Origin of the sequence: Rhodanobacter sp. Root561, assembly GCF_001427365.1 — a bacterium.
In the GTDB taxonomy this organism is placed as follows: Bacteria; Pseudomonadota; Gammaproteobacteria; order Xanthomonadales; family Rhodanobacteraceae; genus Rhodanobacter.
Genome location: NZ_LMGH01000011.1, coordinates 445,288 through 459,673 on the forward strand (window position 1 = coordinate 445,288; position 14,386 = coordinate 459,673).

Sequence of the window (14,386 nt, forward strand, 5' to 3'; positions counted from 1 at the left end):
TGGCCCGACATGCGTCCGACTTCAAGCCATCTGCTGATCTATTGCTGCCTGCTGCTGGGACTCGGCTGGGCCTTGCCTGCGCAGGCCGACGTGCTGCTGAGCGCGAAGTCGATCACCGCCCCGGGCATCCACCTGCAGGCAGTGACGCTGCGCATCGGCGAGGACGCCGACGGCGGCCTGCATCTGCAGCTGGACGCGGCCCAGGCCGACATTCCCGCGATGGGCTGGCGCCGGCTGGGCCTGAGCGTGGACGGCAACCTGCAACGCGACGTCCGCCTGCGCTGGACGCTGGACGGCAAGCTGCGCCTGGCCGGCGCCCCCGGCGGGGCGCTCGGCGACGCACAGTTCAACGTGCAGCTCAGCGAGGCGGCCAACACCTTGCTGGTCGACATCCAGCAGGGCAAGGCGAATGCCAGCGCATGGCTGCCGCTGGACCAGCCCACCCATGCCCAGATCAGCGTGGACAACCTGCCCACCGGATGGTTGCAGGGCCTGCTCGGCACGGTGTGGTCGGGGCAGACCACCGCGGGTCGCCTCAAGGCGGAACTGGCGCTGGACCTGCGCGGCCAGGGCCTGCAGTCGTCCGGCGAGTTCACCCTCACCGATACGGGTTTTGACACTCCCGCCGGCACGCTGGCCGGGCAGGGGCTCAATGGCAGCGGCCGCTTCAGCCTGGACACCACCAACGGTCCGGCCAGCATCGATCTGGATGCCAGCCTGCGCGGCGGCGAGCTGTTGCTGGGGCCGCTCTACGCGAAGCTGCCGGATCATCCGGTGCAGCTGGGTCTGCACGCGGACGCCCAGCGCGGCGGGTTCGAACTGAGCCGGCTGCGGGTGAACGATGCCGACGCGCTGCAGCTCGACGGCGCGCTGGCCTTCGACGCCAGGGGCGAGTTGAAGAGCTTGCGGCTGGATCGCCTGCACGCGAATTTCCCGGCCGCCTACCAGCGTTATGGCCAGGCCTGGCTCGGTACCCTGGGCCTGCGTGACATGCGCATCGACGGGCAGCTGAATGCCAGCCTCGATCTGCGGGCGGACGGCCCGCAGGCGTTTGCCTTCAGCACCGACGGCGTCAGCCTTGCCGATGCGGATGGCCGCCTGGCGGTCGATGGCCTGCAGGGCGGGCTGGACTGGGCGCGCGATGGCGAACGCCCGGCCACCACGCTGGCCTGGCGCAGCCTGCAGTTCTATCAGGTGGCCAACGGCGCCGCCCATTCGCGCTGGCAGAGCAGCGGCGGCACGCTCGCCCTGCAGCAACCGCTGCAGATCCCGGTGTTCCATGGGCAGTGGCAGATCAGCCAGCTGGACTGGCGTCCGGCCGCGGCGCAGGGCCAGCGCCTGGCCGCGTCGATGACGGTGACCGGCGTCGACATGGCCGCCTTCAGCCAGGCGATGGGTTGGCCGGCCTTCCCCGGCACGCTGGCTGGCGCGATTCCCTCGCTGCGCTGGGTCGACGACCGTTTCGAGTTGGGGGGCGGCCTGTCGGCCAGCCTGTTCGGCGGCTTCGTCGACATCACCCGCCTGTCGTTGCAGCAGCCGTTCGGCACCACGCCGGTACTGACCGGCGACATCGCGCTGAAGCAACTGGACCTGGCCGCGATCACCAGCGTGTTCGACTTCGGCAGCATCACCGGCCCGCTGGATGGCTCGATCAACGACCTGCGCCTGGTCAACTGGAGCCCGGTGGCCTTCAACGCCAGCCTGCTGGCCGGCGAAGGCGGCCGGATCAGCCAGCGTGCGGTGAACAACCTCACCTCCGTCGGCGGCGGTGGCATCGCCGCCGGCCTGCAGGGGGCCATGCTGAAACTGTTCAAGACCTTCGGCTACAAGCGCATCGGCCTCAATTGCACGTTGCAGGGCACGGTCTGCCGGATGAGCGGGCTGGAAGCCAACGACGGCGGCTACACTATCGTCGAAGGCAGCGGCCTGCCGCGGCTGCAGGTGATCGGCCACCAGACCCAGGTCGACTGGCCGACCCTGGTGCAGCGGCTGCACGACGCGGTCCACGGGGAAACCCCGCAAATCCGCTGAGCGACGTGCTCCGCCGCCTCATCCATCCATCTCACTGCGGGAGTTCCCCATGCGCAAGCGCCTCTACGTCATCCTGACCGCCCTGGCCGTGACGCTGGTCGGCTGCGTCACGATCAACGTCTACTTCCCCGAAGCGGCCGCGCAGAAGGCCGCCGACCAGTTCATCGGCAACGTGCTGGACCAGGCGACCCCCGCCGCGCCCGCGCCGAAGACGCCCAAGCCGGCAGCCGATGGTGCCCAGCCGTCGGCGATGCTGCTCGACCTGCTGATCCCGGCCGCGCAGGCCGCCGACGTGCCCGACATCCGCATCCAGACCAGCGCCACCGAGGCGATCCGCGCCCGCATGCATGCGCGCTTCCAGGGCACCCTGGGTTCGCTGCTCGACAGCGGAGCGGTGGGCTTCACCCGCGACGGCATGGTCGCCATGCGCGATGCCGCCAAGGTGCCGCTGAGCGCCCGCGCCCAGGCCAACGCCACGGTGGCCGATGAGAACCGCGACCGCACCGCGCTGTACCGCGAAATCGCCAATGCCAACAATCATCCGGAGTGGGAGTCGCAGATCCGCGCCACCTTCGCCAAGAGCTGGATCGAGAAGGCGCGCGCCGGCTGGTATTACCAGGACGCTGCCGGCGCCTGGCAGAAAAAATGAGCCGGGCAGGGCATCGCGGGGCGTGAGGCTGGCTGATCTGGGATAATCGCCGGTCAGCCATCAGCCATGCGATCCCATGTCCCGATCCAACTCCGTTTCTCCCAAGCCTTTCGAAGCCCAGATCACCGACCTCGGCCATGACGGCCGGGGCGTGGCGCGGATCGACGGCAAGACGGTCTTCGTCAGCGGCGGCCTGCTTGGCGAAACGGTGATTGCGAAGCTGCGCAAGCGTCATCGGCATTTCGACGAAGCCGAAGTGGTCGAGGTGATCACCGCCTCGCCGCACCGGGTCGAGCCGCGCTGCCAGCACTTCGCACTGTGCAGCGGCTGTTCGCTGCAGCACCTCGATGCGTCCTCGCAGATCGCCGCCAAGCAGCGCGTGCTGGCCGAGAATTTCGAGCGCATCGGCAAGGTCACGCCGCAGTCGTGGCTGCCGCCGCTGACCGCCGAGCCGTGGGGCTACCGGCGCAAGGGTCGGTTGTCGGTGCGCAACGTGGCCAAGAAGGGCAGCGTGCTGGTCGGCTTCCGCGAAGAGCAGAACCCGCGCTTCGTGACCCCGATCCAGCGCTGCGAAGTGATGCATCCGTCGCTCGGCCCCAAGGTGGGCCTGCTGGCCGAACTGCTGGGCACGATGGACGCCGTCGACACCATCGCGCAGATCGAGTTCGCCGCCGGCGACGACCTGATGGCGCTGGTGTTCCGTCACCTGCAGCCGCTCAGCGAGCGCGACCTGGCGGCGCTCACCGCCTTCGGCCAGCAGCACGGCTTTGCGATCTACCTGCAGCCCGGCGGCGTCAGCAGCGTGCATCCGCTGTGGCCGGAAAATCCGCGGCTGGCCTTCCGCATCGCCAGCGATGATCCGCGTTTCGCCGACGTGGAGCTGGAATTCCAGCCGCTGGATTTCGTGCAGGTCAACGCCGGCATGAACCAGCTGATGATGGCCCGCGCGATGGAGCTGCTCGATCCGCAGCCGACCGATCGCGTGCTCGACCTGTTCTGTGGCCTGGGCAACTTCACCCTGCCGATCGCGCGCCGGGTGGCCGAGGTGGTGGGCGTGGAAGGCGAGCACGGCCTGGTCGAACGCGCCGCGCAGAACGCCGCGCGCAACGGCATCGACAATGCGAAGTTCCACGTGGCCAACCTGTTCGAGGACCAGCGCCACACCGACTGGGCGAAGCAGCCGTGGGACAAGCTGCTGCTCGACCCGCCCCGCGCCGGCGCCGACAAGGTGCTGGAGTACCTGCCGCGCAAGCAGACAAATCGCATCGTCTACGTCTCCTGCCATCCCGCTTCGCTGGCGCGCGACGCCGGCATCCTGGTCAACCAGCACGGTTTCCGGCTGACCTCGGCCGGCGTGATGGACATGTTCCCGCATACCGCGCATGTCGAATCCATAGCGGTATTTGAGCGGTATTCCTGACCGCGAAAGTCAAACGGGCGGCCATCCATGGCCGCACTCCTCAATAAAAGCCGTTTCATTGCAGGCGTTGTCGCTGGTTGAAATCCGGATTCCATGGCTATCGAGATCGAACGCAAATTCCTGTTGGCCAACGACAGCTGGCGCGAAGGCATCGAGCGCAGCGAGCCGATGGCCCAAGGCTATCTGGTCGGGGCGCAGGCGCTGCGCGAGGGTCATGCCCGCGCTTCGGTGCGCGCCCGCCTCGCCGGCGACACGGCCTGGCTCAACATCAAGGCGGCCACGCCCGGCATCGCGCGGGCCGAGTTCGAGTACCCGATACCGGTGGACGATGCGCGCGCGCTGCTGGCCAGCCTGTGCGACGGCGTGCTGGAGAAGGTTCGCCACCATGTCCGCGTCGATGGCGTACTGTTCGAGATCGATGAATTCCATGGCGACAACGAGGGCCTGGTCGTGGCCGAAGTCGAGCTGCCCGCGGTCGATGCACCGTTCCCGCGGCCGTCGTGGCTGGGGCGCGAGGTCAGCGCGCTGACGCGCTACTACAACGTCAACCTGATCGCGCACCCGTACCGGCAATGGTCGCCGGCCGAGCGCGCTGCCGAGGATGCTGCATGTTGATGATCGGCGTGGCCGCGCTGGAACTGGCCGAACACGAAAAACCCTGGTTGCGCGCGCCGTGCGTCGCCGGCGTGCTGCTGTTTGCGCGCAACTACCAGTCGCGCGAACAGCTGATCGCCTTGTGCGAATCGATCCGCGAAATCGGTGGCGATCACCTGCTGATCGCGGTCGACCAGGAAGGCGGCCCGGTGCAGCGCTTCCGCGACGGCTTCACCCGCCTGCCGCCGCTGGCGGCGATCGGCGCGGTCTACGAGCAGGATGCCGACGAGGCGATACGGCTGGCCGAGGAACACGCCTGGGTGATGGCCAGCGAGCTGCGCGCCAGCGGCGTGGATTTCAGCTTCGCGCCGGTGGTCGACCTGGCCCGCGGCAACGCGGCGATCGGCCTGCGCGCGTTCCACGCCGATCCGGCGATTGCCGGCGAACTGGGCCAGGCCTATGTGCGCGGCATGCACCTGGGCGGCATGGCGGCGGTGCTCAAGCATTTTCCGGGGCACGGTTCGGTCACCGGCGACACCCACAAGGTGGCGGCGATCGATCCACGCAGCCTGGATCAGATCCGCTACGACGACCTGCGCCCGTTCGCCGAATGCATCGAGGCGCGCGTCGAGGCGGTGATGATGGCCCACGTCACCTACCCGGAAGTGGACAGCCAGCCGGCCGGCTATTCGAAAATCTGGATCGGGCAGATCCTGCGCGGCGAACTGGGCTTCGCCGGCGCGGTGATCAGCGACGACATCAGCATGGCTGCCGCCGGTGCGGCCGGCAGCGTTGGCGAGCGGGTGAGGGCGCACCTCGATGCCGGCTGCGACCTGGTGCTGGCCTGCTTCCCCGACGTGGTCGACGAGGCGATCGCCGCGATGCCCGTACACACCGACGCCATGCCCTCGACACTGGCCGCCTTGCGCGGCGCCATCGGGCCGACCTGGGCCGGCCTCACCGACAACCCGCAGCGCGATCGCTTCGTGGCGCGCATCACGGCACTCCATGCCGATCAAGGAACCGCATGAACACTCCCACTCCCGCCCTGGCCGACGCGCTGGCCAACGCCGACCTCTTGTTCGCCGGTGAGGCACTGGCGCCGGTGATCACCGACATGGGCCGTCGCATCGACGCCGCGCTGGACGGCGAGCGCGCGGTGTTCCTCACCGTGATGAACGGCGCGCTGATCTTCGCCGGCCAGCTGGCGCTGGCGATCCGCACCGACGTGGAATTCGATTACGTGCACGCCACCCGTTACCGCGGCGCCACCTCGGGCAAGGAATTGCACTGGCTGCGCGAGCCGATGGTGTCGCTGCAAGGCCGCGTGGTGCTGCTGGTCGACGACATCCTCGACGAAGGCCACACGCTGAAGGAAGTGCGCGACGACTGCTACCGGCGCGGTGCGAAGAAGGTCTACATCGCCAGTCTCTGCACCAAGCGCCACGACCGCCTGGTCGAAGGCATCAGCTCCGACTTCAACGGCGTCGAACTGCCCGACCGCTACGTGTTCGGCTACGGCATGGACTACTACGAACAAGGCCGCAACCTGCCGGGCATCTACGCGCTGAAAGAGGGGAACGGGGAATAGGGAATCGGGAGCAGCTGCGGACGGAGGGCGAGGCTCTGCTCCTCCCCCTGCTTGCAGGGGGAGGCTGGTGGGCGGTAAGGCTCTTGCCTTTGCTCCTTGCTTGCCGAAGAGCGACCCCACCCCAACCCTCCCCTGCAAGCAGGGGAGGGAGTAGATGCACCCATTCAACTTCAGCCTGCAACGGATCACCACGATGCCTCATCCTGACCACACCCCCATCCACCTCGCCGTCATCGGCGGCAGCGGCCTGTACAACTTCGCCGGCCTGGAAAACGCCACGCGCCACAGCGTGGACACGCCCTACGGCCCGGCCTCCGGCGACGTGGTCACCGGCGACTTTGCCGGCCGGCGCATCGCCTTCCTGGCCCGCCACGGCGAGAGCCACACACTGCCGCCGCACCGGGTGAATTACCGGGCGAACCTGTGGGCGCTGCACAACCTGGGCGCGCGGCGGGTGATCGGGGTGAACGCGGTCGGCGGCATTCGCGGCGACATGGGGCCGCGGGTGATCGTGGTGCCCGACCAGATCATCGACTACACCCACGGCCGCAGCACCAGCTTCTGCGACGTCGAAGGCGCCGAGGTGAAACACATCGACTTCAGCGAGCCGTACACCGAATCGCTGCGCCTGCAATTGCTGGCGGCAGCGCGCGCGGCCAATGTCGAGGTGATCGGCGGCGGCTGTTACGGCGCCACCCAGGGTCCGCGGCTGGAAACCCGCGCCGAGATCGCCCGCATGAAGCGCGACGGCTGCGACCTGGTCGGCATGACCGGCATGCCCGAGGCGGCGCTGGCGCGCGAGCTGGAACTGGAATACGCCTGCCTGGCGCTGGTGGCGAACTTCGCCGCCGGTTGCGGCGACGAAGCGGAAATCAGCATCGAGGAAATCTTCGCCCACCTCGCCGCGGCCACCGCCGAGGTGCCGCGCATCCTGGAAAAAATGCTGCAGGCCTGAATTTGCCGGCGGAGTTTGTGCACCGGCAGGACATATTCGTATTGCAATGGGCCTTCACATCTTGCTATTTTCCTCGCGGTCAGGGCGGCGAACCGGGGGGATGAGTCGCGCGCAACCTGGCGTACTCACTCCATGTATCCAGAGGTTCTCGCAATGAGTTTCGGTACGGTCAAATGGTTCAACGATGCCAAGGGGTTCGGGTTCATCGCACCCGAGGATGGCAGTGCGGATGTGTTCGTCCATTTTTCGGCGATCAATACCAAGGGCTTCCGCAGCCTGCAGGAAGGTCAGCGCGTTCAGTTCGAAGTGACCCAGGGCCCCAAGGGTGCCCAGGCGTCGGCGGTTGAAGCTGCCTGATCTGTCCGGTAAACGTTGCATGGCAAGAATGAAACCCCGCATCCTGTGCGGGGTTTTTGCTTTGGTGAGCCGGAGAAAGTCATGACCGATCGCAGGCGTTTCCTCAAGGGCTCCCTGCTGGGAGTTTCCGCATCGATACTGGGATGGGGTGGCAAGCTCGCGGCCGGGCCGATGCCGCGCGGTGCCGCCGGCGCCAGCCACGCCGCGAAGGCGTCCGCCGCACGCGTCGTCTCGACCTGGGACTTCGGCGTCGCCGCGAACCAGGCCGCGTGGGCCATCCTTGGCAAGGGCGGCCATGCACTGGACGCGGTGGAAGCCGGCGCGCAGGTGCCGGAGTCCGACCTCAGGAACCACAGCGTGGGCAAGGGCGGCTATCCCGATCGCGATGGCCACGTCACACTGGACGCCAGCATCATGGACGCCGACGGCAGCTGCGGCGCAGTCGCTGCGCTCGAACACATCGAGCATCCCATCTCCGTGGCGCGACGGGTGATGGAACGCACGCCGCACGTGCTGCTGGTGGGCGAGGGCGCGCTGCAGTTTGCGCTGGAGCAGGGCTTCAGGAAACAGGACCTGCTCACCCCCGAGGCCGAACAGGCCTGGCATGAATGGCTGAAGACGGCGAAGTACCAGCCATCGATCAACAGCGAAGTGCACGACTACGGCCGCACCGGCCTGCCCGGCGGCGCCCACAACCACGACACCATCGGCATGCTGGCGATCGACGCGCACGGCCGCATGTCCGGCGCCTGCACCACCAGCGGCATGGCCTGGAAAATGCGCGGCCGCGTCGGCGACAGCCCGATCATCGGCGCCGGCCTGTACGTCGACGGCGAAGTCGGCGGCGCCACTTCCACTGGCGTGGGCGAGGAAGTGATCCGCAACGCCGGCAGCTTCCTCGTCGTCGAACTGATGCGCCAGGGCCGCTCGCCGCAAGAGGCCTGCAAGGAAGCGGTGATGCGCATCGTCAAGAAGCGCCGCGAGGCATCGAAGACCCTGCAGGTCGGTTTTCTCGCGATGAACCGCAACGGTGAAGTCGGCGCCTACGCGATCCAGCACGGCTTCACCTACGCCGTGTGCGATGCGCAGAAGCAGGACGCGCTGATTCCGTCGCAAAGCGTCTACACCACGAGCTACTCGTGATGCCGGCGACTCATGATGCTTGAAATCGCCGCGAACTCGGTCGCCTCCGCACTCGCCGCGCAGGACGGCGGAGCAGGGCGGGTCGAACTGTGCGGCGCGCTGGAACTGGGCGGCCTCACCCCGTCGCACGCACAGATCGCGCTGGCCCGCGAGCGCCTGCGCATCCCGCTATACGTGCTGATCCGCCCGCGCGCCGGCGACTTCCTCTACAACGACCTCGAAGCCGAGACGATGCAGCGCGACATCGAAGCCTGCGTGGCGCTCGGTTGCGACGGCGTGGTGCTCGGCATGCTCGACGCCGACGGCCAGGTGGACATGCCCCGCTGCCGCAGCCTGATCACCGCCGCCGGCACGCTGGGCACCACCTTCCATCGCGCCTTCGACCTCAGCCGCGACCCTTCGCGCGCGCTGGAAGACATCATCACCCTCGGCTGCGAACGCGTGCTGACCTCCGGCGCCCAACCCAGCGCCGTCGAAGGCGCCGCCCTGATCCGCACCCTGGTCACCCAGGCGAACGGCCGCCTCGCCGTGATGCCCGGCGCCGGCATCACCGCCCGCAACATCGCCGCGCTGGTCGTTGCCACTGGTGCCCGTGAATTCCACGCCTCGGCGAAACACCAGCTGCCCTCGGGCATGCAGCATCGACCACCGCAGCTGGAAGACATGCAGGTAGGCGAACTGCGCACTGATGCGGAGCACGTACGCGCGATGGCGCAGGCCCTTGCCCCTCCCCCTGCTTTGCAGGGGGAGGTTGGGAGGGGGTGAAGCTCTTGATCTAAGCCCCAAGAGCGCCCCCACCCCAGCCCTCCCCTGCAAGCAGGGGAGGGAGCAGAGCCCCAACCCGCCTCCTCAGAGCGCAGCCGCGCAACATCGAAGTCGAAGGGCCACCGCGAAGCCTCGACTCCGAACCTTCGACGCACGCTCAACCCGAACGTAATCCCGGTAGTGCGAGCGCCAACCACTCCCTACGGCAGCGCACGGCCGCCCCACTTGGTTAAGATGCCGGTTTATGCATTTGCCAGCAGGAGCCGTCGCGTGATCATCAAGCCCAAAGTCCGTGGATTCATCTGTGTCACCGCCCATCCGGTCGGCTGCGAACGTAACGTGCTCGACCAGATCGCGATCACCGAAGCCGCCGGCCACAGCAAGGGCAGCGGTCCCAAGCGCGTGCTGGTGATCGGTGCGTCCACCGGCTACGGCCTGGCCTCGCGCATCACCGCCGCCTTCGGCTACGGCGCCGCCACGCTGGGCGTGTTCTTCGAGAAGCCCAGCAGCGAAGACAAGACCGGCACCGCGGGCTGGTACAACTCCGCCGCCTTCGACAAGGCCGCCAAGCAGGCCGGCCTGTACAGCAAGTCGATCAACGCCGACGCGTTCGCCCACGAGACCCGCGCCAAGGCCATCGAGATCATCAAGAACGAGATGGGCGGCCCGATCGACCTGGTGGTCTACTCGCTGGCCTCGCCCGTGCGCAAGATGCCCGACACCGGCGAAGTCGTGCGCTCGGCGCTCAAGACCATCGGCGAGCCGTTCCACAACACCTCGGTCGACACCAACAAGGACACCGTGATCGAGGCCACCGTCGAGCCGGCCACCGAGCAGGAAATCAAGGACACCGTCACCGTGATGGGCGGCGAGGACTGGGCGCTGTGGATCGACGCGCTGAGCGCCGCCGGCGTGCTCGCCGACCACGCCAAGACCATCGCCTACAGCTACATCGGCACCGAGATCACCTGGCCGATGTACTGGCACGGCACGCTGGGCCAGGCCAAGCAGCACCTCGACAACACCGCCAAGCAACTGCGCAGCCGCCACCCCGGCCTCGACGCCTACGTCGGCGTGATGAAGTCCGTCGTCACCCAGGCCAGCGCCGCCATCCCGGTGATCCCGCTATACGTGTCCATCGCCTTCAAGATCATGAAGGAGCAGGGCATCCACGAAAACCCGATCGAACAAGCCAACCGCCTGTTCCACGACCGTCTCTATCGTGCTGATGGCGCCCCCGCACCGACCGACGACGAAGGCCGCGTGCGGCTGGACGACTGGGAACTGCGCGACGACGTGCAGGAACCCTGCAAAACCCTCTGGCCCACCGTCACCACCGAAAACCTGCGCGAGATCACTGATTACGCGGGATACAAGCACGAGTTCCTGAAACTGTTCGGGTTTGATCGGGACGACGTGGACTACGACGCCGATGTTGAGGCGGATCGGCGGTTTGATTGCGTTGAAGGATGACGTGACATCTTGCCGTTGAGATAAGGTCGGGATAAGACCTGTCATAATCCAGAGGCTGCCTTGCCTGTGGATTTAGGGGGATGAATGGACAAGTACCAGCTCAGCGAGCGAGACATCTGCACTAAGTTCATCACTCCGGCGATCCAGCAAGCGGGTTGGCAACAGCATCAGTTTCGGGAAGAGGTGAGCCTCACCGATGGTCGCGTGATGGTGCGTGGCAAGCTGGCTGCGCGCATCAGGAATCCAGACGCAAAAGGCGGCCCGAAGCGGGCTGACTTCGTGCTTTACGCCAAGCCGAATGTTCCTATCGCTGTTGTTGAAGCCAAGCAAGCCAAGTTTTCAATCGGGCATGGTATGCAGCAAGCCTTGGCTTATGCCGAAATGCTGGATGCGGCATTTGCCATCAGCAGCAATGGCGATGGCTTCCTGCTGCATGACCGTACCGGAATCTCGCAACCGGTGGAGCGAGAACTCCAGCTCAGCGAATTCCCGTCCGCCGATGATCTGTGGCCGCTGTACCAGCAATGGAAAGGCCTGGTCGAACCTGCAGCCGTCCAACTCGTTGAGCAACCCTTTCATACAGACGGCAGTGGCAAGAGTCCGCGCTACTACCAACGCGTCGCCATCAATCGCGCCATTGAAGCTATCGCCAAAGGCCAGCAGCGCGTGCTGCTGGTCATGGCTACAGGCACCGGAAAAACCTACACGGCGTTCCAGATCATTTGGCGCCTATGGAAGGCCAAGGCCAAGAAGCGGATCTTGTTCCTTGCGGATCGCAATATTCTGGTCGACCAGACCATGCAGCAGGACTTCGCTCCTTTCGGCGAGGTCATGCACAAAGTCACCAATCGCGAGATCAAGAAAAATTACGAGATCTATCTTGCCTTGTACCAGGCAGTCACGGGCAAGGAAGAGTGGAAGCAGATCTACCGCCAGTTCCCGGCGGACTTCTTCGACCTGGTAGTCATCGATGAATGTCACCGAGGCAGCGCCGCCGATGATTCAGCCTGGCGTGAGGTGCTCGATTACTTCACCGCCGCCACGCACCTGGGCCTGACGGCGACACCGAAAGAGACCAAGGAAGTCAGTAACCTCACCTATTTCGGTGACCCGGTCTACACCTACTCGCTCAAGCAAGGGATCGAAGACGGCTTTCTCGCTCCCTACAAAGTCATTCGCATTGCCACCGACGTGGATGCGGTGGGTTACACGCCCGAGAGAGGTAAGGTCGACAAGCTGGGGCAGGCGGTGGAGCAGCGTCAGTACAACACCAAGGATTTCGACCGCACTCTGGTGTTGGAAAAGCGCACTGAGCTCGTTGCCAGCAAAGTGTGGGAATACCTCAAGGCGATCGACCCGATGGCCAAGACCATCGTGTTCTGTGATGACCAGGACCACGCCGAGCGCATGCGGCAAGCGTTGGTCAAGCTGATCCCAGCTGCCGCCAGCAACCGCCGCTACGTCATGCGCATCACCGGCGACGATAACGAAGGCAAGGCCCAGCTTTCGTACTTTATCGACAACGACGAGCCATACCCCGTCATCGCCACCACCTCCAAGTTGCTTACAACCGGAGTGGATGCCAAGACCTGCAAGCTCATCGTGCTCGATCAGAACATCAACTCGATGACCGAGTTCAAACAGATCATCGGTCGCGGCACGCGGCTACGTGAGGATTACCAGAAGCTCTACTTCACCATCATGGACTTCAAGGGCGCCACGCGCTTGTTTGCAGACCCTGATTTCGATGGCGAGCCGGTAGTGATATACGAGCCCAAGCCTGGCGAACCGGTGGTGCCACCGGACGATATCGACCCGCCCGGTACGGGCGAGCCCGAACCACCTCCGTATGACCATCAGTCCCCGGATGACGGGGATGACGACGGCAATACGGGCAACGGTGGCGGTAACGGCCGCATCAAATACGTGATCGGAGATGTCGACGTACGGCTGGCGGTAGAGCGCTCCCAATACCTCGATGCCGACGGCAAGCTCATCACCGAGGACTATCGCGTATTGCTCAAGGACGACATCAGGAAAGCGCTGCAGGCCGAGTTCGGCAGCATGACCGACTTCCTGCGTCGCTGGAGTGCTGCCGAGCGCAAACAAGCCGTGCTCGAAGAACTCGCCAGCCACGGCGTGCCGCTCCCGATATTGCAACAAGCTGTCGCCAACGGCAGCGAGCTGGATGCCTTCGATCTGGTCGCCCATGTGGCCTTCGACCAGAAGCCGCTCACCCGCCGCGAACGTGCCAACAGCGTCAGAAAGCGCGACGTGTTCGGCAAGTACGGTGAACAGGCCCGCGCCGTCCTCGAAGTCCTGCTGGACAAGTTTGCCGACCATGGCGTGCAAGACATTGAAGACGCCAAAGTGCTGGAGCTGCCGCCCTTCGACCAGTTCGGCAGCAAAACCGCCATCCGTCGCGGCATTTTTGGCAGCCTGGCGCAGTACACCCAGGCCGTGCGCGAGCTTGAGCTGGCGCTTTACGACCAACCCGAAACCAAACAGGCCTGATCCACGCGGTTAAGTGGTGAATCCGGCCGGCAAGACAAGAGCGCAATGCGATGAATCTCAGCAGTACCATCAAATCCATCCAGGACATCATGCGCAAGGACGACGGCGTCGACGGTGATGCCCAGCGTCTGGGTCAGCTCACCTGGATGCTCTTCCTCAAGGTGTTCGACCAGCGCGAGGAAGAGTGGGAAGACGACAACAAAAAGTACAAGTCGCCCTTACCCGAACATCTGCGCTGGCGTAACTGGGCCGCCTACAAGGCCGATGAAGAAGGCAAGAAGAAGCCGCAAATCGCCGGCGGCGAGCTGATCAGCTTCGTCAACAACGAACTGTTCCCGGCCCTCAAGGATCAGATCGACGCCAGCCAGGGCCCGCAGTACCAGGTCATCCAGCAGGTCTTTGAAGACGCCAACAACTACATGAAATCCGGCCCGCAGATGCTGGCCGTGATCGAGAAGCTGGAAGAAGCCATCAACTTCCACGATTTCAAGACCCGCGCCAGCCTCGGCGATGTCTATGAGCAAATGCTCAACGACCTGCGCGGTGCCGGCAACGCTGGTGAGTTCTATACCCCGCGCGCCATCACCGCCTTCATGGTCGATCGGGTCAACCCGCGGCTGGCCAAGCGCGAAACCGTAATGGATCCGGCCTGCGGCACCGGCGGCTTCCTCACCGCTGCCATCGACCACTTCCGCCATCAGATCAGTACCAAATCCAGCGCGAAAGACCAGCGCGCGGTCGAAGCGCTTATCCGTGGCATCGAGAAGAAGCAACTGCCGCACCTGTTGTGCACCACTAAACCAATCTGAGAGTTCCCCCGGCTCTGCCGGGGAGGCAGTAGAAGTTTGACGTTTGCAGGAGTCCATCGGGGAAACTGCCCTCGTGAGCCGCCAA

The 14,386-nt window shown here is 65.5% G+C and carries 13 protein-coding genes; all 13 read left to right on the forward strand.

Features of this window, described 5'->3' with window-relative positions; translation table 11 throughout:
* Positions 1-9: 9 nt before the first annotated feature.
* The 13 genes from ASD55_RS10890 to ASD55_RS10950 all read left to right on the forward strand — a co-directional run bounded on the left by ASD55_RS10890 (position 10) and on the right by ASD55_RS10950 (position 14,301).
* Positions 10-2,031: a hypothetical protein gene (locus ASD55_RS10890; protein ID WP_056766004.1), complete on the forward strand. Its 2,022-nt coding sequence runs from the start codon at positions 10-12 to the stop codon at positions 2,029-2,031.
* A 49-nt stretch (positions 2,032-2,080) separates the two neighbouring features.
* Positions 2,081-2,680 carry a YdbL family protein gene (locus ASD55_RS10895; RefSeq protein WP_056766005.1) on the forward strand — a complete coding sequence of 200 codons (600 nt, stop codon included), beginning with the start codon at positions 2,081-2,083 and terminating at the stop codon, positions 2,678-2,680.
* A gap of 76 nt (positions 2,681-2,756) precedes the next feature.
* Positions 2,757-4,100 carry a 23S rRNA (uracil(1939)-C(5))-methyltransferase RlmD gene (gene rlmD / locus ASD55_RS10900; protein ID WP_056766007.1) on the forward strand — a complete coding sequence of 448 codons (1,344 nt, stop codon included), beginning with the start codon at positions 2,757-2,759 and terminating at the stop codon, positions 4,098-4,100.
* A gap of 93 nt (positions 4,101-4,193) precedes the next feature.
* Positions 4,194-4,715: a CYTH domain-containing protein gene (locus ASD55_RS10905; RefSeq protein WP_056766009.1), complete on the forward strand. Its 522-nt coding sequence runs from the start codon at positions 4,194-4,196 to the stop codon at positions 4,713-4,715.
* Positions 4,709-5,725, forward strand: coding sequence for a beta-N-acetylhexosaminidase (gene nagZ, locus ASD55_RS10910; RefSeq protein WP_056766010.1), 1,017 nt, complete (start codon positions 4,709-4,711; stop codon positions 5,723-5,725). Before ASD55_RS10905 ends, nagZ begins: the two co-directional genes overlap by 7 nt.
* The gene (locus ASD55_RS10915; RefSeq protein WP_056718940.1) at positions 5,722-6,285 is read left to right on the forward strand and encodes a hypoxanthine-guanine phosphoribosyltransferase; all 564 of its coding nucleotides are present in this window, start codon (positions 5,722-5,724) and stop codon (positions 6,283-6,285) included. Before nagZ ends, ASD55_RS10915 begins: the two co-directional genes overlap by 4 nt.
* A 193-nt stretch (positions 6,286-6,478) precedes the next feature.
* The gene (locus tag ASD55_RS10920) at positions 6,479-7,240 is read left to right on the forward strand and encodes an S-methyl-5'-thioinosine phosphorylase (RefSeq protein WP_056719179.1); all 762 of its coding nucleotides are present in this window, start codon (positions 6,479-6,481) and stop codon (positions 7,238-7,240) included.
* Positions 7,241-7,393: 153 nt separating this feature from the next.
* Positions 7,394-7,597, forward strand: a complete 204-nt coding sequence (locus ASD55_RS10925; protein ID WP_007805352.1) for a cold-shock protein — start codon at positions 7,394-7,396, stop codon at positions 7,595-7,597.
* A gap of 81 nt (positions 7,598-7,678) precedes the next feature.
* The gene (locus ASD55_RS10930) at positions 7,679-8,740 is read left to right on the forward strand and encodes a N(4)-(beta-N-acetylglucosaminyl)-L-asparaginase (protein ID WP_056766012.1); all 1,062 of its coding nucleotides are present in this window, start codon (positions 7,679-7,681) and stop codon (positions 8,738-8,740) included.
* Between the two features lie 12 nt (positions 8,741-8,752).
* The gene (locus tag ASD55_RS10935; protein WP_056766014.1) at positions 8,753-9,505 is read left to right on the forward strand and encodes a copper homeostasis protein CutC; all 753 of its coding nucleotides are present in this window, start codon (positions 8,753-8,755) and stop codon (positions 9,503-9,505) included.
* Between the two features lie 270 nt (positions 9,506-9,775).
* The gene (fabV, locus tag ASD55_RS10940) at positions 9,776-10,978 is read left to right on the forward strand and encodes an enoyl-ACP reductase FabV (RefSeq protein ID WP_056766016.1); all 1,203 of its coding nucleotides are present in this window, start codon (positions 9,776-9,778) and stop codon (positions 10,976-10,978) included.
* Between the two features lie 84 nt (positions 10,979-11,062).
* Positions 11,063-13,492: a DEAD/DEAH box helicase family protein gene (locus ASD55_RS10945; RefSeq protein WP_056766018.1), complete on the forward strand. Its 2,430-nt coding sequence runs from the start codon at positions 11,063-11,065 to the stop codon at positions 13,490-13,492.
* 50 nt (positions 13,493-13,542) lie between these two features.
* The gene (locus ASD55_RS10950; RefSeq protein ID WP_235577782.1) at positions 13,543-14,301 is read left to right on the forward strand and encodes an N-6 DNA methylase; all 759 of its coding nucleotides are present in this window, start codon (positions 13,543-13,545) and stop codon (positions 14,299-14,301) included.
* The last annotated feature ends 85 nt before the right edge of the window (positions 14,302-14,386 follow it).